Annotated in this window: 17 protein-coding genes; 10 read left to right on the forward strand and 7 right to left on the reverse strand. The window is 56.2% G+C overall.

Annotation, left to right across the window (positions count from 1 at the left end):
- Positions 1–394: 394 nt before the first annotated feature.
- The 3 genes from typA (at position 395) to QK300_RS11470 (ending at position 3448) form a co-directional block, all read left to right on the forward strand.
- Positions 395–2230, forward strand: coding sequence for a translational GTPase TypA (gene typA, locus QK300_RS11460; RefSeq protein ID WP_281301922.1), 1836 nt, complete (start codon positions 395–397; stop codon positions 2228–2230).
- Positions 2231–2342: 112 nt separating this feature from the next.
- Positions 2343–3212, forward strand: coding sequence for a mechanosensitive ion channel domain-containing protein (locus QK300_RS11465; protein WP_281301921.1), 870 nt, complete (start codon positions 2343–2345; stop codon positions 3210–3212).
- On the forward strand, positions 3209–3448 hold the full coding sequence (locus QK300_RS11470) for a GlsB/YeaQ/YmgE family stress response membrane protein (protein ID WP_281301920.1): 240 nt from the start codon (positions 3209–3211) through the stop codon (positions 3446–3448). Before QK300_RS11465 ends, QK300_RS11470 begins: the two co-directional genes overlap by 4 nt.
- Positions 3449–3459: 11 nt before the next feature.
- Here QK300_RS11470 and QK300_RS11475 read toward each other — a convergent pair whose 3' ends face one another.
- A complete protein-coding gene (locus QK300_RS11475; protein ID WP_281301919.1) occupies positions 3460–4575 on the reverse strand; it encodes an FAD-binding oxidoreductase in 1116 nt (371 codons plus the stop codon).
- 101 nt (positions 4576–4676) lie between these two features.
- On the opposite strand from QK300_RS11475, the gene hisN reads away from it, so the two are divergent.
- Positions 4677–5513 carry a histidinol-phosphatase gene (gene hisN, locus QK300_RS11480; protein ID WP_281301918.1) on the forward strand — a complete coding sequence of 279 codons (837 nt, stop codon included), beginning with the start codon at positions 4677–4679 and terminating at the stop codon, positions 5511–5513.
- Positions 5514–5528: 15 nt separating this feature from the next.
- Here hisN and QK300_RS11485 read toward each other — a convergent pair whose 3' ends face one another.
- Positions 5529–6425 (reverse strand): alpha/beta hydrolase, encoded by an 897-nt coding sequence (locus QK300_RS11485; protein WP_281301917.1) that lies wholly within the window; start codon positions 6423–6425, stop codon positions 5529–5531.
- Between the two features lie 209 nt (positions 6426–6634).
- On the opposite strand from QK300_RS11485, the gene QK300_RS13625 reads away from it, so the two are divergent.
- Entirely contained in the window at positions 6635–6844 is a 210-nt protein-coding gene (locus QK300_RS13625; protein WP_348651887.1) for a Flp family type IVb pilin, read from the forward strand.
- A gap of 226 nt (positions 6845–7070) precedes the next feature.
- On the opposite strand, the gene QK300_RS11495 is transcribed toward QK300_RS13625, so the two are convergent.
- Positions 7071–9161 carry a M13 family metallopeptidase gene (locus tag QK300_RS11495; protein ID WP_281301915.1) on the reverse strand — a complete coding sequence of 697 codons (2091 nt, stop codon included), beginning with the start codon at positions 9159–9161 and terminating at the stop codon, positions 7071–7073.
- A 207-nt stretch (positions 9162–9368) separates the two neighbouring features.
- Positions 9369–11768 (reverse strand): TonB-dependent receptor, encoded by a 2400-nt coding sequence (locus QK300_RS11500; protein WP_281302308.1) that lies wholly within the window; start codon positions 11766–11768, stop codon positions 9369–9371.
- A 229-nt stretch (positions 11769–11997) separates the two neighbouring features.
- Between QK300_RS11500 and queC the strand changes: the two genes are divergently transcribed.
- Both queC and queE read left to right on the forward strand, forming a co-directional pair.
- The gene (gene queC, locus QK300_RS11505) at positions 11998–12717 is read left to right on the forward strand and encodes a 7-cyano-7-deazaguanine synthase QueC (protein WP_281302309.1); all 720 of its coding nucleotides are present in this window, start codon (positions 11998–12000) and stop codon (positions 12715–12717) included.
- On the forward strand, positions 12714–13355 hold the full coding sequence (gene queE / locus QK300_RS11510; protein WP_281302310.1) for a 7-carboxy-7-deazaguanine synthase: 642 nt from the start codon (positions 12714–12716) through the stop codon (positions 13353–13355). Before queC ends, queE begins: the two co-directional genes overlap by 4 nt.
- Here queE and QK300_RS11515 read toward each other — a convergent pair.
- The 3 genes from QK300_RS11515 to QK300_RS11525 form a co-directional block, all read right to left on the reverse strand.
- Positions 13352–15451, reverse strand: coding sequence for an ATP-binding protein (locus tag QK300_RS11515; protein ID WP_281302311.1), 2100 nt, complete (start codon positions 15449–15451; stop codon positions 13352–13354). The two genes, queE and QK300_RS11515, sit on opposite strands and share 4 nt — an antisense overlap.
- 224 nt (positions 15452–15675) lie before the next feature.
- Positions 15676–16140 (reverse strand): Holliday junction resolvase RuvX, encoded by a 465-nt coding sequence (gene ruvX / locus QK300_RS11520; protein WP_281301911.1) that lies wholly within the window; start codon positions 16138–16140, stop codon positions 15676–15678.
- Entirely contained in the window at positions 16137–17315 is a 1179-nt protein-coding gene (locus QK300_RS11525) for a DUF3089 domain-containing protein (protein ID WP_281301910.1), read from the reverse strand. The genes ruvX and QK300_RS11525 overlap by 4 nt, the downstream gene beginning before the upstream one ends.
- 199 nt (positions 17316–17514) lie before the next feature.
- On the opposite strand from QK300_RS11525, the gene gatC reads away from it, so the two are divergent.
- From gatC to gatB, 3 genes are read left to right on the forward strand one after another with little or no spacing between them, the layout of a single operon-like run.
- A complete protein-coding gene (gatC, locus tag QK300_RS11530) occupies positions 17515–17802 on the forward strand; it encodes an Asp-tRNA(Asn)/Glu-tRNA(Gln) amidotransferase subunit GatC (RefSeq protein ID WP_281301909.1) in 288 nt (95 codons plus the stop codon).
- Position 17803: 1 nt separating this feature from the next.
- The gene (gene gatA, locus QK300_RS11535) at positions 17804–19288 is read left to right on the forward strand and encodes an Asp-tRNA(Asn)/Glu-tRNA(Gln) amidotransferase subunit GatA (RefSeq protein ID WP_281301908.1); all 1485 of its coding nucleotides are present in this window, start codon (positions 17804–17806) and stop codon (positions 19286–19288) included.
- Positions 19285–20787 (forward strand): Asp-tRNA(Asn)/Glu-tRNA(Gln) amidotransferase subunit GatB, encoded by a 1503-nt coding sequence (gene gatB, locus QK300_RS11540; protein WP_281301907.1) that lies wholly within the window; start codon positions 19285–19287, stop codon positions 20785–20787. The genes gatA and gatB overlap by 4 nt, the downstream gene beginning before the upstream one ends.
- Positions 20788–20814: the final 27 nt, after the last annotated feature.

Raw genomic sequence — 20814 nt, forward strand, 5'->3', positions numbered from 1 at the left:
GCCCACCGGAAAACACGAACCAAATGGTGCTGCAATGGCAGTGAATTTAAACCGGACAGCAGTGGGCTTGACCCGGGATCCACTCTTTCCCACGCCGGGCCCTTCACGTGATGGGTCCCGGCTCTGCGGCGCATCACTTTGTGCTGCACCGCGTCCAGGACGACGAGGGTGAGGGGTCGGGATGACGAAAGTTGGTGACAAGGGAAGAAGGAACCTTCCCAACCCAAAAAACACCTCTGTTCATATTGCAATGCAGCAGAGGCTTCCCACATGCCATTCAGCATCTTTTTGGGATAATGTGCGCAAGATCCGTGCAGAGCGATCCACCGCACTTGTATTTATGTGCGTTCTGCCTATAGTCCGCGCGCCTGTTCTTTTAGTGAGTCGAAAATTCATGACCTTGCGTAATATCGCCATCATCGCCCATGTTGACCATGGCAAGACCACCCTTGTGGACCAGATGTTCCGGCAATCGGGTGCCGTGCGGGATAATCAGCGCGTTGCCGAACGTGCGATGGATTCCAATGCGCTGGAGCGTGAGCGGGGCATCACCATTCTGGCGAAATGCACCTCTGTCATGTGGAAGAATACCCGCATCAATATCGTCGATACCCCCGGCCATGCCGATTTCGGTGGTGAGGTGGAGCGGATTTTATCGATGGTCGATGGCGTGGTGTTGCTGGTTGATGCCGCCGAAGGGCCGATGCCACAAACCAAATTCGTCACCCAAAAGGCGCTGGCTTTGGGGCTGCGCCCGATTGTGGTGATCAATAAGGTTGATAAGCCCGATGCCCGCTCCGATGAAGCCCATGAAGAAGTGTTCGATCTGTTTGCCATTCTTGATGCCACGGAAGAGCAGCTTGATTTCCCCACCCTTTATGCGGCTGGCCGTGATGGCTGGGCGGTCACCCATCTTGATGACGAGCGCAAAGACCTTTCAGCGCTGTTTGATCTGATTGTGCAATATGTGCCCGAACCCGCCCCCATGCGCGATAAGCGCGAGGATATGCCCTTTGCCATGCTGGCCAGCATGTTGGAGCGCGATCAGTTTCTGGGTCGCGTGCTCACCGGTCGCATCGAACAGGGCATTGTTCGCCCCGGGATGACGGTGAAAGCCATCAATCTGGATGGCAAGCTGGCCGAACAGGGCCGCATCAGCAAGCTGTTTTCCTTTCGCGGGCTGGAGCGGGTGCCGGTCGAGGAAGCCCGCTGTGGCGATATCGTGGCCATTGCCGGGCTGCAAAATGCCACCGTTTCCGATACGCTGGCCGATATCAGCCTCACCCAGCCCTTGCCATCCCTGCCCATTGATCCCCCCACTTTGGCCATGACCTTTTCGGTGAATGACAGCCCCCTTGCCGGGCGCGAGGGCGACAAGGTAACAAGCCGGGTGATCGGCGATCGCCTGCTGCGCGAGGCGGAAGGCAATGTGGCCATCCGCATTTCCGAAAGCGATGAGCGCGATGCCTATGAAGTGGCCGGGCGCGGCGAATTGCAGCTTGGGGTTTTGATCGAAACCATGCGCCGCGAGGGGTTTGAGCTCTCTGTTTCCCGTCCGCGCGTGCTGTTTAAAACCGATGAAGACGGCAATCGCACCGAGCCCATGGAAACCGTGATGGTGGATGTGGATGAGGCCTGGCAGGGCATCGTTGTCGAGAAAATGAGCCTGCGCAAAGCGGAATTGCAGGATATGCGCCCCTCTGGCGGCGGCAAGATACGCCTCACATTCTCGGCCCCCTCACGCGGGTTGATCGGCTATCATGGCGAGTTTCTCACCGATACCCGTGGCACCGGCATCATGAATCGCATCTTTGATCGCTATGGCCCCTATAAAGGCCCGATTCAGGGCCGCCGCAATGGCGTGCTGGTTTCCATGGAATCCGGCAAGGCGGTGACCTATGCCCTGTGGAATCTGGAAGAACGCGGCATCATCATGATCGATGGCGGCGAGCCGGTTTATGCGGGCATGATCATTGGCGAAAACAGCCGGGGTCAGGATCTTGAGGTCAATCCCTTGAAGGCCAAAAAGCTCACCAATATCCGCGCTGCGGGCAAGGATGAAGCGGTGGTGCTGACCACGCCCCGGCGGCTGAGCCTTGAACAGGCGCTGGCCTATATCGATGATGATGAACTGGTCGAGGTGACGCCCAAAGCCATTCGCCTCAGGAAGCGCTATCTCGATCCCCATGAAAGAAAGCGCGAAGCCCGGAAATCTGAAACCGCAGGCTGATCCGCCAGCGTTTTTCTGCCTCTCTTTTGCCTTCCTTGCTCGCTATTCCCCTTGCTTCATGGCATAAATCATATCTTGATTTTAACCATTATCCAAAAGGGGGATGCTGCTCATGGACGCACAAGCGCTTGAAGACCTGTGGCAGACCGCACTGCAATTGCTGACCGCTTATGGTCTCTCGGCGGTGGGCGCTGTGGTCATTTTGATCATTGGCCTTTATGTGGCGGGATTGGCCGACCGCACTGTGCGCAAAATCATGGGGCGGTCGGAAAAAATCGATCAAACCCTTACCGGCTTTGTATCGAGCCTTGTGCGCTATGCCATCATTTTGTTCACCATCATTGCAGTTTTGCAAAAATTTGGTGTGCAAACAGCCAGCCTCGTGGCGGTGGTCGGGGCATTGGGCCTGGCCATCGGCCTGGCGCTTCAGGGCACTTTGGCCAATTTCGCGGCCGGGGTGATGCTGCTCATCTTTCGCCCTTTCAAGGTGGGGCAATATGTGGATGCGGGCGGCATTGCGGGCACGGCAAAAAGCATCAGCCTGTTTTCCACCGATCTCGATACCCCCGATAATATCCGCATCACCATCCCCAATGGCCAGATCTGGGGCCAATCGATCAGAAATTTCAATTTTCATGAAACCCGTCGGCTGGATATTCCCTGCGGCATTTCCTATGGCGATGATCTGGATCGGGCGATGGCGGTGATGCAGGCCACCATCTCAGCCGATCCCCGGGTGCTGGCCGATCCGGCGATCAATGTGCTGGTGGACGGGCTGGGCGATAGTTCGGTGAACTTGATCGCCCGTTTCTGGTGCGCCTCGGCTGATTATTGGCAATTGAAATGGGATATGACCAAGGCGGTCAAGCTCGCCTTTGATCGCGAAGGCATTGAAATTCCCTTTCCCCAGCGCACGGTGCATGTTGCTGGCAATGCGCCTTTGCAAAAGTCCTCGCACACTGAAAAAGGAGCAGGGGCATGAGTCTTCTGTGGTTTTTGCTGATCGGTCTGGCCGCCGGGTTCATCGCGGGCAAGCTGATGCGCGGCGCGGGTTTTGGGCTTTTGGGCAATCTGCTGGTGGGGGTCATCGGGGCGGTGCTCGGCGGCTTCCTCTTTGGGCTTTTTGGCCTTCAGGCTTATGGCCTGTTGGGCAATCTGGTGGTCGCCACCCTTGGTGCCATCGTGCTTTTATGGCTGTCGTCCCTTTTACGCAAATAGCCTAAAGCCCCCTAAAGCTTCGTCGGGCGAAAGCGGGCGGGATCATAGCACGCCGCCCGCACATCATGGGCTGCCAGCCAATCGGGCAGATCGCGGCCCAGCGCCCGGGCTTTGGTCAGGGCAGCCATGGCGGGGGCGGTTTGGATGCCATAGCCGCCCTGTCCCACGCACCAGATGAAATCGCCGCAATCGCCATCCGGCCCCACCACCGGCGCGCGATCGGGCGCAAAGCTGCGCAAACCGGCCCAGCGATTGAGGATTTTCGGCACATCGAGGGTGCTGAGCTTTTCCAGCCGATCAATGGTGAGGGCGATATCCATTTCATCGGGCTGCACATCGCAGGGCGGCATCGGCGTTTCATCGGCGGGCGAGGCGAGAATCCGGCCATTTTCCGGCTTGAAATAAATGGTTTCCGCAAAATCGATCACCAGCGGCCAATCATCCATCACGGTCGTTTTTTCGGGCTTGAAAACCAGCGCCGTGCGCCGCTTGGGCGAAAGGCCGATGGGCGAAAGCCCGGCCATCCGCGCCACCTCATCCCCCCAGGCCCCGGCGGCATTGATCACCATGGATGCCGCAATCGTACCTTGGCTGGTTTGGGCGTAAAAGCCCTTGGGCTGGCGGGAAAGCCCCAAAAGCCGGGCATCGCAGATCAGCCGCCCGCCCTGCCGGCGCATCTGGCGCAAATAGCCCTGATGGATCGCCGCCACATCCAGATCGCGGCAATCGGGGTCCCAGATCGCCCCGGCCAGCGCCTGTGGTCGCAAAACCGGCACCCGGGCCAAAACCTCATCGGCATCAATCTGCATAATGGCGGGCAGCCGGGCTGCCAGCGCTTCGGCCCGGGCTTTTGCTTTGGCCTTATCTTCGGCGGTATAAAGATGCAAACAGCCGCGATCATGCACCAAAGGCACATCAGCAAAGCCATTAGGCGTGTGCAGATAAAAATCTTTCGAAGCACTGGTCAAAGGCTGGATCAAAGGCCCGCCATAGCTTTCGGCATAAAAGGCCGCCGAACGCCCGGTGGTGTGATAGCCGGGCAGATCTTCCGCCTCGATCACAATCACATCCGCATCGGATGATAAAGCCGCCGCTGCCGAAGCCCCGGCGATTCCGGCTCCGATCACAAGGATATCACATCGATGGTCAGGATGAAGGCTTGGCATGATAGGGGGCAATGTGGTCAAAACAGCGGAGCAACACAAGAGGCACGATAAAAGGATCAGCTATGAGCAGACCGCATATGTCGGATCGCCTGCCCGCCGACCAGCTTTTGGAACTGGCCGCCTTCACCAAAAAACTGGCGCAGGCCGCATCGGATGCCACGCTTCCCTATTTCCGCCAGCAGATCGCCGTGGATGATAAGATCGGCAAGCCCGGCTTTGATCCGGTCACTGAAGCCGATCGCGGGGCCGAACGGGCCATGCGAGCGTTGATCGAAGCGCACTATCCCGATCATGGCATCATCGGTGAAGAATATGGCGAAAAGAAAAGCCAAAGCGGCCCCATCTGGGTGCTTGATCCGGTGGATGGCACCCGCGCTTTTGTGGCGGGCCTGCCTAGCTGGGGCACGCTGATCGCCCTCAATGATGGGGATCAGCCGGTGATCGGCGCGGTCTCCCAGCCTTATATTGGCGAGCTGTTTTTAGGGATTCACGGATCGGGGATCAGCCGCGCCCATTTGAATGATAAACCGATCCAATGCCGCCCGTGCAAAAGCCTGGATCAAGCGATTTTATCCACCACCGGGGTTAATTTCCTCAGCCCGCTGGAGCAGGATGCCTTCAAAATTCTGGAACGCTCTGCCCCCATCACCCGCTATGGCTTTGATTGCTATGCCTATGCGGTGCTGGCTGCGGGCATGATCGACCTGGTGGTGGAAGCGGGGCTGGAAACCTATGATGTGCAGGCGCTGATCCCGCTGATCCGGGGTGCGGGCGGGGTGATCACCGGCTGGCGCGGCGATGATGCCCAATCCGGCGGGCGGGTGATTGCGGCGGGGGATGCCGATCTCCATCATCTGGTGCTCGATCATCTGCGCGATGTGCCAAATAATCCTTCATGAGAAAATCCGCCCCAATCAATTCCCGATAAAATCATCAACAGCTTTCAGGAATTGATCGCGCATGGGATCAGCCTCGCGCATCAGTTCATGGCGGGCATTGGGGATGGTGATCACATGGGCATCGGGCATATTGCGGGCCAAAGCGCGGGCGGCATCATTATCCACCACCCGATCAGCCCCCGCCAGAATAAAGGCCGTGGGCACGGTGATCCCTTCGCCATAGCCCGGGCTTTGCAAAAGATCGCAAGATGCCAGCGCCGCCGCCATCCATCCCCATGTCACCCCGCCCAGCTTCAGATCGGGCTGCTGCTCTAATTGCCAATCCTCGTCAGCGAATCGTTCGGCATCCGATGTCAGATAATCGCGTAAAGCCGCACGGGCCTTTGCATCACCCCGCCAATCGCTTTGGCCCGGGGCATAGGATTGCCCCCGCCCCAGCGCCATCGCGCCCTGCACCAGAAACCGCACCAAATAAGGCGGCAAAGCCCCGAAATTGATGCCCACCATCGGGGCCGATAGAATCAGCTTGTCGATCTTTTGCGGATGATCATGGGCAAAGCGCAGGGCCACATGCCCCCCCATGCTATGGCCTAAAAGATGAAAGGGCCGGGGCAGGCCTTCATCTGCGGCCCGCGCCACAAAAAGCCCCAGATCATCGACCATGGGGGCGAAATCGCGCAGATAATGCTTGTGCCGATTCGCCAAAGGCCGGGTGGAAAGCCCGTGATTGCGCAGATCAAGAATGGCCACCGCCAGCCCGCGATCCAGAAAATCGGCAATGATTTCGGCATAGCGTTCGATAAATTCGGTCCGCCCCGGCACCAGCAAAAGGCTGCCCCGGGCCCCTTCGGGCCGCCACAGCATCATCCGCAGGCGGGTGCCATCCGATGTTGAAAGATCAAGCTTTTTCATGCCCTTGGGCAAAATTCTGCTTCTTTGCCGGATGGTTCGATCCATCGTCACCAAAAGCCTTTCAAATATTTATAAAAAATCGTCTAAGTTTTGAGCTAAATTCGGCTTTCTTTTCTTTAGTCAAATGCCACTCATCCTTTAACTTCATATCAATATTTTCACAACATGCTCTCGTTATCGGACCTCGAAATCAAATGGGAGCACACTCCATGTTCAAACTTCTTCGCGCTTTACGGAAAAATGAAAAAGGCGCCACGGCCATCGAATATGGCCTGATCGCCGCCCTCGTCGCCGTCGCCGCCATCGGCGCCATGACCGCGCTGGGTGGAAGCCTGCAAGATATTTTCACTTCGGCTTCGACTCAGCTTGGAAACGCGGAAACTACGGCTAATACTGGCGCCACAACCCCACCGGAATGATCTTAAATGGATAATTCCCTGAGTCAGCCGGGATTTTCAAAAACCTCCGCCCCCTCCGGCGGGGGTTTTTTTATCCCATCTCCCCACGCCCTTACCCGTCAGCCCGGGCCACCTCCTTCCGTCACCCCGGGCGGAGACCCGGGGTCCATCTCGTGAAGGGCAGAGCGTGCCAAAGATGGATCCCGGCTCGGGGGCCGGGATGACGTAAGGTGTGGCGCGGGTGCGTTTACCAGATGCTCACGCGTTCTTCGGGTGGCAGATAAAGGGCATCATCGGGCTGAACATCAAAAGCCTGATACCAGGCATCCATATTCCGCACCACGCCATTGACCCGGAATTCAGCCGGTGAATGGGGATCGGATTTCAAGCGACGGAGCATCGCTTCTTCCCGATCCTTCGCCCGCCAGACCTGCGCCCAGCCAAGGAAAAAGCGCTGATCGCCGGTCAAACCGTCGATGACGGGCACATCCTTGCCTTCGGTCGCGATTTTATAGGCTTCATAGGCCACCGAAAGACCGCCCAAATCGCCGATATTTTCCCCCATGGTGAGCGAGCCATTGACGAACTGGCCTTCGATGGGTTCATAGCCATCATATTGCGCGCCAAGGGATTTGGTGCGGGCTTCGAAATTGGCCCGATCTTCATCGGTCCACCAGTTGCGCTGAATGCCATTGGCATCGGATTTCGAGCCCTGATCATCAAAGCCATGGCCCATTTCATGGCCGATCACCCCGCCAATGCCGCCATAATTCACGGCCGGATCAGCATTGGGATCAAAGAAGGGAGGCTGCAGGATGGCCGCCGGGAAGACGATTTCATTCCACGAAGAATTATAATAGGCATTCACCGTTTGCGGGGTCATGAACCAGCGGCTTTTATCAGTTTTTTCATCCAGACGATCAATCTGATCGTCATAGAAGAAATAGGAAACGGCCTTGGAATTTGCGAAGAGATCGCCCGGCACGATGGTCAGATCGCTGAAATCGAGCCATTGATCGGGATAGCCGATTTTGGGATTGAACGAGGCGAGCTTGGCAAAGGCTTCTTTTTTGGTGTCTTCGCCCATCCAATCGATGGCTTCGATCCGGCGGCGATAGGCTTCGCGCAGATTTTCCACGAGTTCGACCATTTTGGTCTTGGAGTCTTCGGGGAAATGGCGTTCGACATAAACCTGGCCGATGGCTTCACCAAGGCCACCGCGACCGCCCACCAGATTGACACCCCGGCTCCAGCGTGGGCGCTGTTCCTGTTGGCCCGACAACACCTTGCCGAAAAATTCGAAATTGGCGTCGTCGATCTCGGCAGACAGCAGATTGGCATGGCTTTGAATGGCCTTGAAGCGCAGCCAGGCTTTCCATGTTTCAATCGGTGTTTCATCGATCAGCTTGATCAGCGGGGTAAGGGCGCTGGGGGTGGTGACATTGAGTTCCTGAAGCTCAGGCGTGCCCGCAGCAGCAAAGAAGCCATCCCATCCCATGCCCGGAAACTCTTCTTCCAGCTTGGCGAGGGTATAGACATTATAGGTTTTGTCGCGATTGCGCAGTTCGGTCCGAGGCCAGTGATGGGTGGCGATTTCGGTTTCAAGGGCCAGAATGTCCTTCGCTGCTGTTTCGGGATCATTCGCCCCGGTGAATGTCAGCATCTGGGCGATAAAGCCTTCATAAGCGGTGCGCACGGTTTTAAAGCGTTCATCATCGGCCAGATAATAATCGCGATCCGGCAAAGTGAGGCCGCTTTGGCTGACATTGACCATATAGCGATCAGGATCAACGCGATCGATGCCGATGCCGCTGCCGATGGGGCTGGAAAGCCCTTCGCGGCTGGCGCGGCCAAACATGGCGATCAATGCATCGCGGCTATCGATGGCGGCAATTTCGTCAAGCAATGGCTGCAAAGGTGCAATACCCACCGCATTCACGGCGTCCACATCCATATAGCTTGCATAATAATCGCTGATTTTCTGCTCGACACTGCCGGTTTCGAATGTTTCGTCGGCCAGATCCTCGATGATGGTTTTCACCTGCTCTTCCGAACGGTCGCGCAGCACGGTAAAGGCCCCATAGCTGGTTTTATCGGCAGGGATTTCAAAATTTTCAAGCCAAGTACCATTGGCATAGTGGAAGAAATTATCACCCGGATCGGTGGCGGTATCGCGGGCATCAAGCTCCACACCCCATGCCCCCAATTCGGGGCTGTTGGCGGCGGTTGTTTGCGCGCTTTCAGCCTTGTTCTGGCTCGTTTCGCTGTCATTTTGATTGCCACAGGCGGCCAGCGCAAAGGCGCAGCAGCTTGCCAGCAGGAGTGTTTTGATTTTCATTGCATTGATCCCTTTTTATAGTCCCCGAAAGAATTCGTGGCGCAAACTTTAATCTCCCTGCCACAATTTGCAAGGGAGCATGTCTTTTTCAGAAACCAGCCGGGCAAGCAAGGATCCGGACAAAACGATCAAAGGGACCAGCAAGATGCGCGGTCCCTTGTCGGCTTTGGCCAAAGGTGGGGCTCGTTTTTGGTTAAGAAATCCGGCTTAAAAGCTCAGCTTCACCCCACCAATGACAGTTTGTGGCTGACCGGGCCGCAAGCCATAGGGCAGGCGAGAGACCGCGTGCGTTTTATCGGTAAGGTTCTTGATCTCGAAAAACAGGCGCAGATTTTCAAGCAGTTGATAGTGGCTGGCAAGATCGAGCACGACGCGATTATCGATTTTGAAAATATCGGGAATGTCGCCCTGACCGGCTTCGCTGCGGGTGGCGCTGGTATAATTGGCCAGCACTGTGATGGCCCAATCATTGGCTTCAAGGCCGCCGCTTAGGGTGAACTGGTGGCGGGGAATATCGGGGATTTCATCACCGATGGCCACCGCCCCGAAAACAGGGCTATCCACCGCCTCGCGGAATTCGGCATCGGTAAAGGTGTAATTGCCGCGCAGGGGGATGATCAAACCGCTATCGCCAAGGGCAATATCATAAGCAGCCTGTGCTTCCAGACCTAGAACTTCGGCCGAACCAACATTGAACTGATCACCGATTTCCCCATCCACGCAGCCCCGGGAAAAGGAACAGGTGCCGAGCATATTCGATATATCATTGTAAAAGGCGGTGAATTCAAAAGAAACGCCATTGTTTTCATAGCGCAGGCCCGCTTCCAGATTGAGGCTTTCTTCTTCTTTGGCATTAGAATCGCTGGGGCTGGGGGGATTGACCCCTTTATGGATACCACCAAGAAGGGTGATTTCATCCGTAAGGCTGTAGAAAACACCAAGGCCAGGAGACACCAAAGTCAGGCTGTTATTGCGTTCACCTGTTGTGCCCGCCAGGCGATCGGGATCGGAGGTTGAAAAATCGAGCCGCGCGAGATCAATGATCTCGACCCGCGCCCCCGGCGTGAAGCGCCAGCGGCCCCATTCAATATTATCCTGCACATTGATCGCCCAGGCTTTGGCCTTGTCTACACGGTTGGATTGGCTGCCGATGGGGTCCACAGATGTGAGCACCAGCGTGCCATTCTCCATTTTGAAATTTTCACGATTTTGCAGCCGATTTTCGCGATCCTCATGATAGCGGACCGAAAATTCCAGATCATGGGTCGCGCCAAAGGCATTGAATTCATAAGCGGCGATGGATTGCAGGCCCGCGCTCCAGTAGCTGCGGTTATTGTGCCGCAACTGGATGGCATCATCGATACTGTTGGCATCGCCGCGCAAAACATCCAAAATGGCCTGGCGTTCGGCAGTGGCCTCATCCAACCCCACGGGGCCGCCGCGCAAGGATTGCAAGGTCGATTGAAACCGTTCGATCGGTTGGAACAGGACCACCGGGCTGAAACGGCCATCGCCGAAATCCAGATCATCAACCTTGAACCAGTCACGCTTGAAATCATTATAATAGGCGACCGTGGTGAGGCTGAAGGATTTCGAGAATTCGGCATAATGATTGAGCTGCGCCTGCCAATGTTCGGTGGTCATGATATCATTGGCGCTGGCCGCATAGCGCTGGAAGGGGTTTTCGGCAAAATCTTCATCCGTCAGCCCCAGATAGCTGACATCGCTATCATTATCGGTATAGCCAAGCTTGAGTTGGATGGATTGAAAAATATCGGCGGCATTGCCGGTGTCGGCCTTCAGCTTGACCACATAATCCTCGATATCAAAACCGCCGGTGCGGCTGTTATCGGGAAGGCGTTTGAAGCCATCGGATTCCGATTGAAAACTTTCGACCAGAAAGCCCACATTCTGCAAGAGACCCTGATCCACATGAAAGGTGCCGCCGATGGCTCCATGGAAGGTTGAAAGATCAAATTCACCAAAACGGGCATCGAGAAAGCCGCCGAAGTCTTCCGGAATATCGCGGCTGACAAGATTGATGGCTCCCCCGACCGTGCGTGGCCCAAAGCGCACGGCAGCAGCGCCCTTGGTGACTTCAACCGCACTCATCCGACCGGCAACAGGGAAATAATAGGCAGCCGGTGCGGCATAAGGGGCGGGGGCGATCAAAACGCCATCTTCCATCAAGGTGATCTGGGATGAACGATCAACGGTGGTGCCGCGCAGACCGATATTGGGGCGTAGGCCAAAGCCTTCTTCTTCGCGGATATTGACCCCGGGCACCAAACGCAAAATCCGCTGGATATCCTGATATTTGAAGGTTTCCAGCTGCTCCTCACCAATATAATTAACCGATCCAGCTATTCTGGCGCGGTTTTGGGGGTGGCCCACGACCATCAACCGCTCCATCGGAACCCGTTCGTTCCTGATCTGCAAAAGAGCCAGCCTTTCTTCACCGGCATAGCTTTCAGTCTTGCGCGCATCATCAGCAGAATGTGCCTGCGCAGAGTTGGTTTGCGCGCTCACAGTGCCAGCCAAAAGATTGGATGCCAGCAGGGTGCTGAACAGCAGACATGTGCGGCGGCTATTGGAAATAGAGTACATGGAACAGAGTCTCCCTGAGCACATTTTTTGCAAATGAGTTGCGATTGCTTCTTGTGGTGTTAATACGGAGCCGGAAGTAGGTCAAGAATGAAAATGAGAATAGTTATCAAAAATGATGACCATCATGCGGAGGCTTTTGATGGTGTGGTGGGAAAGCCCCATCAAGCTTCTGTCTTCGGGGTCAATCCTATCTTTTCCTTGACGCATCGAGGTGCTATAGCCCGCCACCATGAGCGAACATCACAGATATTCATCGCCGGGCATCCCGGCCATACTGCTGCTTTCGGGTGGCCTTGATTCCGCAACCGTGGGGGCGATGGCGCGCGCCGATGGCTTTGCCCTTCATGCCTTGTCATTTGATTATGGCCAGCGCCACAAGGCCGAATTGCTGGCGGCCCATCGGGTGGCCAAAAGCCTTGATGTGGTGGAGCATAAAGTGGCCCACATCGATCTGGCGCTGTTTGGCGGCAGTGCCCTCACCGCCGATATCGATGTGCCCAAGGGGCGAACTGACAAAGATCGGGACGCGGGCATTCCCATCACCTATGTGCCTGCCCGCAATACGATTTTTCTGTCTTATGCCCTGGCCTTTGCCGAGGTGCGCAAAGCCCGGCATATCTTCATCGGGGTGAATGCGGTGGATTTTTCCGGCTATCCCGATTGCCGACCCGATTATATCAAGGCCTATGAGACCATGGCCAATCTGGCAACCGTGCTGGGGCGTTCGGGCACCGCGCGGATTGAAATCCGCACGCCGCTGCTTCATATGTCGAAGGCCGAGATCGTGGCCGCTGGCACAAGGCTTGATGTTGATTATGCGCAAACCACAAGCTGCTATGATCCTGATGAACATGGACGCGCCTGCGGTGCGTGCGATGCCTGCCTCTTGCGCCGCGAAGGGTTTGCGGCGGCAGGGATCGCCGATCCCACGCGCTACAAGGCATCATGACCTATAGCGTGAAGGAAATTTTCTATACCCTGCAAGGAGAGGGTGCGAACGCAGGCCGGGCGGCGGTGTTCTGCCGCTTTGCCGGGTGTAATTTATGGTCGGGCCGGGAAGCCGACCGGGATGCGGCCATCTGCCGTTTTTGCGATACCGATTTTGTGGGCACTGATGGGCCGGGCGGTGGCAAATTCAAAAACGCGCAGGATCTGGCGCAGCAGGTGGCTTTGCATTGGCCCCATGGGGTGCTGCCCGGCGTGCGGCCCTTGGTGGTGTGCACAGGGGGGGAGCCTTTATTGCAGATGGATCCGCCCCTGATCGATGCCCTGCATCAGGCGGGGTTTGAAATTGCGGTGGAAACCAATGGCACTTTGCTGCCCCCCGATGGGATCGATTGGGTTTGTGTCAGCCCCAAGGCCGATGCCGAGCTGCTTTTGCGCCGGGGCGATGAATTGAAGCTGGTTTATCCCCAAAAGGGCGGGATGCCGGATCGCTATGCCCATCTCGATTTCCGGCATTTTTTCCTGCAGCCGATGGATTGCCCCCAACAAGCCGCGTATATGAAAGCCGCGGCGGACTATTGCATGGCGCATCCCCAATGGCGGATCAGCCTGCAAACCCATAAGCTGATCGGGATCGCCTAAATCGCGATGTGTTCGCTCGCATTATCCGGGGCCTTCTGGTGATCTGATGCGATCATGTTTTTGATGGTCTCGTCATCGGAAACGGCGATCAGGTGGATGATGACCTTGGTGCCCGCACCCTCGATGCTTCTGATTTCAAGGCTGCCGCCCATTTCCCGGCTGAGGCGCATGCTGATCGCAAGGCCAAGGCCCATGCCCGTTTCATTGGCATGATGGCTATTGCCGGAAAGACTGCGGAAGGGCTGGCCGAGGATGTTGATTTTATCGGCCGGAATGCCGCAGCCTTCATCATCAACGATCAATCTGATCTTGCCATCCGCCGTTGGGGATGCCGTGACTAAAATCCGCCCGCCCGCCGGGGTGAATTTAATGGCATTGGATAACAGATTAAGCAAAATCTGATGCACGGCGCGGCGATTGCCATGAATGGCTGCAATCGTGCGCGGCACCCGAACCCTGAGCCGCAGGCCCTGGCTTTTGCCCAATCCCCGCACCTGTTTGATGGCCTGGCCAATGGCCATGCGGGTGGAGACGCTTTCAAATTCAAGGGCTGATTCCCCACTTTCAAGGCGGGCAAGATCAAGCACATCATTGATCAGGGATAAAAGATGCTCGCCGCTATGGCGGATATCGGAAATATAGCCTTCATAGCGCTGATGCGAAATCGGGCCATAGATTTCTCTTTGGATGAGTTCGGAAAAGCCGATGATCGCATTTAAAGGCGTGCGCAATTCATGGCTCATGGTCGCCAGAAACTGGGATTTGGCCTGATTGGCTTCTTCTGCCCGGCGCGATTGGGCTTCCAGATCCTGGGATAGGGCAATGAGGCGGCTGTTCATCCGCTCCAGCTCATTCACATCGCGGACGATGGCGGTGGCGGCAATGCCGCTTTCCAGCTTGACCGTGGCAATCGACACCCGAACATGAAATTCATGCCCATCGCGATGCAGGCCCTTCACGGTGCGGGCCGCCATCTGATAGGGGCTCTGCCTGCTTTTTCTAAGGAAATAATCTGCCGAACGATGATGCTCGGCGCGGGCTTTTTCGGGCAAAAGAGCGCTCAGGGGCATGCCTAAGGCTTCATCCGCGCTCCAGCCAAAAAGGGTTTCGGCAACCTTGTTAAATTCAATGATGGCCTGATGGCTATCAACCGTGATGATGGCATCGGGGGCGGCATGATACAGCGTGCGCAGGCGGGTATTGAGGCGGATATTTTCTGCCATCGATTGATGATGACGATCCTGGGCGCGGCGGCGGAAACGGTCAAAGAAAACAAAGGCGATGGTGATCAGCATGATGAAAAGCACCGGCTGCCATGATCGATCAAGGGCGGCATAAAGATAAACCGACCGCTGCAAACGCAAGGCGACATCGAGATCCGAATGGGGAATGGTCAGGCTTGGGCTTTCGATCCAAGGATCATGGCCCATCAGATCGGCCAGCATCGCCATCCATAAAGGGGTGATCATGTGATCCGGGCTTGAACTGATCAGCGGATAGATGATCCTGCCATCCCGATATACAATATCGGCCTCATAGATGTGCATCTGCTCCATATCATTGGTGATGCGGCTGAAAAAACGATCATCGATGCTCACCACCACCACCGCGATCAGGGCGCCATTGGGGGCCCGGGCAGCGCGAGACATGGTGATCTGCATTTTGCCGTCCTCACGGCTGGTGATCGGGGGAGAATAAAAATAACCTTCGGTTTGTCGATTGAGATGCACCTTGAAATAATCGCGATCTGCCACCGAAACACCGCGAGAGGGCTGAGATGCCCGCAGATCGGTCTGGATGGTGCCATCGGGACTGATGATGGTGATGGTTTTGATTGGCGGCAGGCGCGCAGAAATTTCTTCTAAAAAGGGCTTTAAATTAAGGGTTTTATTCGGTGCAGATAATTGGTTGGTGGCGGTGCTGAGCACAAGCTCCACCGCGCGCAACGCATAGCTGATATTGGTACTGAGATTATAGCTGGCAGACACAAGCTGGGTGCGGGCCTGCGAGCGGGAATCACTGATCGACCAGTGAACCACCATGGCAATCAAGGTGAGGGCCGCAAGGATAACCAGAAAACCGAGGGATTTGCTCATTTTTCCTAAAAAACCAAAGGAAGGGATTTTTAGGGTTTTTTGGGCGCTGGCGGGAAGCATTATGAGGATCATCCTGATCTTGGGCCTTGCGATAAGGCCATATCACCGGGTGCTTAAAAATATTGTGGAAATCATTAATAAATTACGAAACATGCTGAAAAGAAGACGCTCTGTTTAGTATAAATTGATTGACACACGACAAATCTACAGTAAAAAAATGATATTTATTTGCGACCATGCAGGCTATCCAAAGCCCCTTGAAGAATATAGGCGGCGGCCAGCTTGTCCACCAGTTCCGCCCGGCGTTTGCGGCTGCGGTCGGCTTCGATCAGCATCCGTTCCACCACGGCGCTGGAAAGCCGCTCATCCCAAAAGGCCAGGGGCAAGGGCAGCTTTTCTTCGAGGTTTTGCGCAAATTGCCGAACCCCCTGACAGCGCGGGCCTTCCGAGCCATCCATATTGATCGGCAGGCCGATCACAAAGCCGCCGATTTGATGCGTGGCGATGATGGCCTTCAGGCTTTCCACATCCTTGGTGAATTTGGTGCGCCGGATGGTCTCGAGCGGGCTGGCGATGACGAGGGAATGATCAGAAAGGGCGAGGCCGATGGTTTTCGTGCCCACATCAAAGCCCAAAAGCCGCTGGCCTTTGCCCAGCCCCCCCGCCAATATCCTTATGGCTTCATTCATTGCGCTGGGCTTGGCTGCGAGATGGATGCGGCGCCGTGTTTTTCCACCCAGGCCTTGATACGATCCCGGGCATTGGCGCGAATATCCATGGCAAAAAGATGAATATCATAAACATGATAATTCTCGCCGGGCATCAAAAAGCGACTGAAGGCCTCACCGGGATTGGGGCTGAGATATAAAAAACCGTCGTCCCGGCATTGGGCGGCCAAAGCCTGAGGAAGGGGGGCAGGCAAAGCGGCATCGGGCTGGGGCACCGGCGGCACCGAACCCAGATGCGCCGAGCGGGGTGCTGCCCCATCGGGCTGCCAGTTGATGGGATTGATGCACAGCATCGGGCTTTGCCCTTTCAACTGGCCATCAAGGCCCATCTGATTTTGATAGCCCCTGATCATATAATCGGGATTGCCGTTTTCGCCAAAGCTCTGCCAGCTTAGCACACAGCCGGTATCAAGGGCATCTTCGCACGCCCCCATGGCGGGCAGGGCGCCCAGATCATGGGTCAGTGAAAAGGTCCAACCCGGCAGATAGGCCGCCACCATCTTATCGGCCAAAGGCGTGCCCGCGATCCGGTTTTTCAAGAGAAAACTGCCCAATAAAGCCCCCTGGCTATGGCCTACGAGCAGGAAAGGCCGATCCGCCCCGCGCGCGGCCAAAAAGGCATCAAAGGCCGCATCGATATCGCGATAGGCCAGCATCAGGGCTGAAACCGTATCGGCATTGGCGGCGATAAAAGCCCCGAATGCCGCCTGACGATAGCGCGGCGCATAAATTTGGGCAGAGGCCGCAAAGGGGCTGGCCTGCGCCTTTAAAACAGAAGGGATCGACGCCGTAGCCGAGGGTTCATCAATCGGCGCATTCCAAAAATCCGTTCCCAGATAGGTGGTGGGATGGATGAAAAATACATCAGCGGCCAAGGAAGCGGAGAGGGGATCAAGAGGGGCAACACCCTGAGGGGTGACAGTGGCATCACCATCGGCACCGGGCCATGCCGCCCAGCTTTCGGGCAGGCTATAATCGGGCGCGGGGCTTTGGGGGGCTTGTGAATAGCTTTGCTGGGGGATCATCTTTTGCAGGGCAAACATCTGGGCTTCATCCCAGAATGCATAAAGCACCGCGCTGCCGGCAATCAGCAGGCCGATGATGGTAGCAATGCCATATAAAAAGATGCGTGCCATGGTTTTTTGTCCCTCATGATCGATCTTGTCTTTGTTGTTGCCTTTAAGCGTGCCGCGTGCAAGCTGGAAAAGACATGCGGCCTCTCTTGCGCGGGCTGAAATCAGCGTGTAGCGTCCGCCGCAATGCTGCCGCAACAGGTGTTTTTGCGCCTTCGATGCGGATTTCAGATGAAATAATGCCACAGGATACGGAAAAACGATGTCGGTTGATAAAGCGACGGTAGAGCGAATCGCAAAACTTGCGCGTATTCGCATCGAAGATCACAGATTGGCCCCTTTGGCCGGTGAATTGAACCAGATCCTGGATTGGGTGGAGCAATTATCTGCGGTCGATACGGATCAGGTGAAGCCGATGACCAGCGTTGTCGATCATGCTCTTTTTTGGCGGACCGATGCCATCACCGATGGCAGCAAGCGTGATGATATTCTGGCCAATGCCCCGGCTTCCGAATTCGGGTTTTTTGCCGTTCCCAAAGTGATTGAATGATATGACCGAATTGACCGATCTCTCGATTGCCGAGGCGCGCGATAAGCTTGCCGCCCGCGATTGTTCCGCCCGGGAACTGACCATGGCCAGCCTGAAGGCGATGGAGGAAGCCCGCAGCCTCAATATTTTTGTCACCGAAACGCCTGAGCAGGCTTTGGCGATGGCCGATAGCGCCGATGCCAGCCTGAAAGCGGGAACCCACAGCCCGATGACCGGGATTCCGGTGGCGGTGAAGGATCTGTTTTGTACCAAAGGCGTGCGCACCACTGCGGGCAGCCGGATTCTCGATCCCTTCATCCCGCCCTATGAAAGCACCGTCACCGCCAATTTGTGGCAGGCGGGCGCGGTGATGCTGGGCAAGGTCAATATGGATGAATTCGCGATGGGTTCATCCAATGAAACGAGTTATTACGGTTCCGTTATAAATCCGTGGCGGGCTGGCGATGTTGAAACGGTTCCCGGCGGATCATCGGGGGGATCGGTGGCTGCCGTCGCCGCCCGCATCAGCCCCTGCGCCACCGGTACCGATACCGGCGGTTCGATCCGTCAGCCCGCGGCCTTTACCGGCACGGTGGGTTTGAAGCCGACCTATGGCCGCTGTTCGCGCTTTGGGATGGTGGCTTTTGCCTCATCCCTCGATCAGGCGGGCCCCATTGCCCGCTCGGTACGCGATTGCGCCATCATGCTGGGGGCGATGGCGGGTTATGATCAAAAAGACAGCACCTGTGTCAATACCCCCGTGCCCGATTATGAAGCGGCTTTGGGCGGCGATATTCGCGGCTTGAAGATTGGGATTCCCAAGGAATATCGGGTGGATGGCATGTCGCCCGAAATTGATACCATGTGGCAAAAAGGCATGGATTGGCTGAAGGATGCGGGGGCTGAGATCGTTGAAATCTCTTTGCCCCACACCCATTATGCCCTGCCCACCTATTATATTGTGGCCCCGGCCGAGGCGTCATCCAATCTGGCCCGCTATGATGGCGTGCGCTATGGCTTTCGTGCTGAGCTTGAAGCGGGGGATGGCCTCACCGAACTTTATGAAAAAACCCGCGCCGAAGGTTTTGGCGATGAGGTGAAGCGGCGGATTTTGATGGGTACTTATGTGCTGTCTGCCGGCTATTATGATGCCTATTATCTGAAGGCGCAAAAGCTGCGCACCCTGATTGCCGATGATTTCGCCCATGCCTGGCAAAAGGTCGATGCGATCCTTACCCCCACCGCACCCAGCGCGGCTTTTGCCTTTGGGGCGAAGCCTGATCCGCTGGCCATGTATATGAATGATGTGTTCACCGTGCCTGCGTCTTTGGCAGGGTTGCCGGGGATTTCGATCCCGGCGGCTTTATCGGCGGATGGCCTGCCTTTGGGATTGCAGCTTTTGGGCCGCGCTTTTGATGAAGGCACGGTTTTGAAAATTGCCCAAGTGATGGAAAAGGCTGCGGCATTCACTGCCCGGCCCGCAGCATGGTGGAGGAAAGGCGCATGAGCATCGCTCCGGAAGGGTATGTCGTTCGTGGGGCGACCGGGGATTGGGAAATCGTCGTTGGTCTTGAGGTTCATGCGCAGGTGACCTCGAAAGCCAAGCTGTTTTCCGGTGCATCCACCACATTTGGCTCGGAGCCGAATGCCAATGTGAGCCTGGTGGATGCCGCTTTCCCGGGCATGTTGCCGGTGATCAATGCCGAATGTGTGCGTCAGGCGGTGCGAACCGGGCTGGCTTTGGATGCTAAAATCAACCGCTATTCGCGCTTTGACCGGAAGAATTATTTCTATGCCGATCTGCCTCAGGGCTATCAGATCAGCCAGTTTTCCGATCCTATCGTGGGGGAGGGCGAAGTGCATGTGGAACTGGCCAATGGCGCGAGCAAGGCCATCGGGATCGAGCGCCTGCATCTGGAGCAGGATGCGGGAAAATCGATCCATGATCAGCATCCGCGCATGACTTTGGTCGATCTCAATCGATCGGGCGTTGCCCTGATGGAAATCGTCTCCAAACCCGATATGCGCACGCCGGAAGAAGCCGGGGCTTATCTGAAAAAGCTGCGCACGCTTTTGCGCTATATCGGCTCTTGTGATGGCAATATGGAGCAGGGATCGATGCGCGCCGATGTCAATGTCTCGGTCCGTCGTCCCGGCGCGCCCTTTGGCACGCGCTGCGAAATCAAGAATGTCAATTCTGTGCGTTTCGTGATGCAGGCGATCGAATATGAAGCCCAAAGGCAGGTGGATATTATCGAGGCGGGCGGCACCATCGATCAGGAAACCCGGCTGTTTGATCCCAATAAGGGGGAAACGCGCTCCATGCGATCCAAGGAAGATGCGCATGATTATCGCTATTTCCCCGATCCTGATCTGCTGCCTTTGGAATTTGACGAGGCCTTTATCGAGGCGGCGCGGCAAAGCCTGCCGGAATTACCCGATGCCAAAAAGGCCCGGTTCACCCATGAATGGGGCCTGGCCGAACATAATGCCGCAACCCTTGTGGGGGAAAAGGAAAGCGCCGATTGGTTCGAGCAGCTGATCGATGCGCTTGTGGCCAAAACCGGGCAGCCGATTGCCAAAATCGCTGCCAAAGCTTCAAACTGGATGCTGTCGGATCTTTATGGCCATCTGAATAAGGCGGGCCAAAACATCACCCAATGCCCCATTGATCCGGCGCGTTCTGCGGCTTTGCTGGCTTTGGTGCTTGATGGCACCATTTCCGGCTCTGCAGCGAAAGATGTGCTGGAAGATATGTTTGCTACTGGCCGTGATCCCCTTGTGATTGTTGAGGAAAAGGGCCTGAAGCAGGTCTCGGATACCGGTGCGCTCGAAGCCATGGCCGATCAGATCATCGCCGCCAATCCCACGCAGGTGGAACAGTATAAAGCCGGGAAAACCAAGGTCATCGGCTTTTTGGTGGGGCAGGTGATGAAGGAAAGCCGGGGGCAGGCGAACCCGGCGGTGGTTAATGAAATCCTCGCAAAAAAGCTGGGGTCATCCTGAAAATTTCGGGATTGACGCGATTGTGAA

It is taken from the genome of Iodidimonas sp. MBR-22 (assembly GCF_029946565.1).
GTDB lineage: Bacteria > Pseudomonadota > Alphaproteobacteria > Sphingomonadales > Rhodothalassiaceae > Iodidimonas > Iodidimonas nitroreducens.

Coding starts and splice junctions, on each gene's coding strand:
- typA (WP_281301922.1), top strand. CDS start 395: ATGACCTTGCGTAATATCGCCATCATCGCCCATGTTGACCATGGCAAG.
- QK300_RS11465 (WP_281301921.1), top strand. CDS start 2,343: ATGGACGCACAAGCGCTTGAAGACCTGTGGCAGACCGCACTGCAATTG.
- QK300_RS11470 (WP_281301920.1), top strand. CDS start 3,209: ATGAGTCTTCTGTGGTTTTTGCTGATCGGTCTGGCCGCCGGGTTCATC.
- hisN (WP_281301918.1), top strand. CDS start 4,677: ATGAGCAGACCGCATATGTCGGATCGCCTGCCCGCCGACCAGCTTTTG.
- QK300_RS11485 (WP_281301917.1), bottom strand. CDS start 6,425: ATGAAAAAGCTTGATCTTTCAACATCGGATGGCACCCGCCTGCGGATG.
- QK300_RS13625 (WP_348651887.1), top strand. CDS start 6,635: ATGTTCAAACTTCTTCGCGCTTTACGGAAAAATGAAAAAGGCGCCACG.
- QK300_RS11495 (WP_281301915.1), bottom strand. CDS start 9,161: ATGAAAATCAAAACACTCCTGCTGGCAAGCTGCTGCGCCTTTGCGCTG.
- QK300_RS11500 (WP_281302308.1), bottom strand. CDS start 11,768: ATGTACTCTATTTCCAATAGCCGCCGCACATGTCTGCTGTTCAGCACC.
- queC (WP_281302309.1), top strand. CDS start 11,998: ATGAGCGAACATCACAGATATTCATCGCCGGGCATCCCGGCCATACTG.
- queE (WP_281302310.1), top strand. CDS start 12,714: ATGACCTATAGCGTGAAGGAAATTTTCTATACCCTGCAAGGAGAGGGT.
- QK300_RS11515 (WP_281302311.1), bottom strand. CDS start 15,451: ATGAGCAAATCCCTCGGTTTTCTGGTTATCCTTGCGGCCCTCACCTTG.
- ruvX (WP_281301911.1), bottom strand. CDS start 16,140: ATGAATGAAGCCATAAGGATATTGGCGGGGGGGCTGGGCAAAGGCCAG.
- QK300_RS11525 (WP_281301910.1), bottom strand. CDS start 17,315: ATGGCACGCATCTTTTTATATGGCATTGCTACCATCATCGGCCTGCTG.
- gatC (WP_281301909.1), top strand. CDS start 17,515: ATGTCGGTTGATAAAGCGACGGTAGAGCGAATCGCAAAACTTGCGCGT.
- gatA (WP_281301908.1), top strand. CDS start 17,804: ATGACCGAATTGACCGATCTCTCGATTGCCGAGGCGCGCGATAAGCTT.
- gatB (WP_281301907.1), top strand. CDS start 19,285: ATGAGCATCGCTCCGGAAGGGTATGTCGTTCGTGGGGCGACCGGGGAT.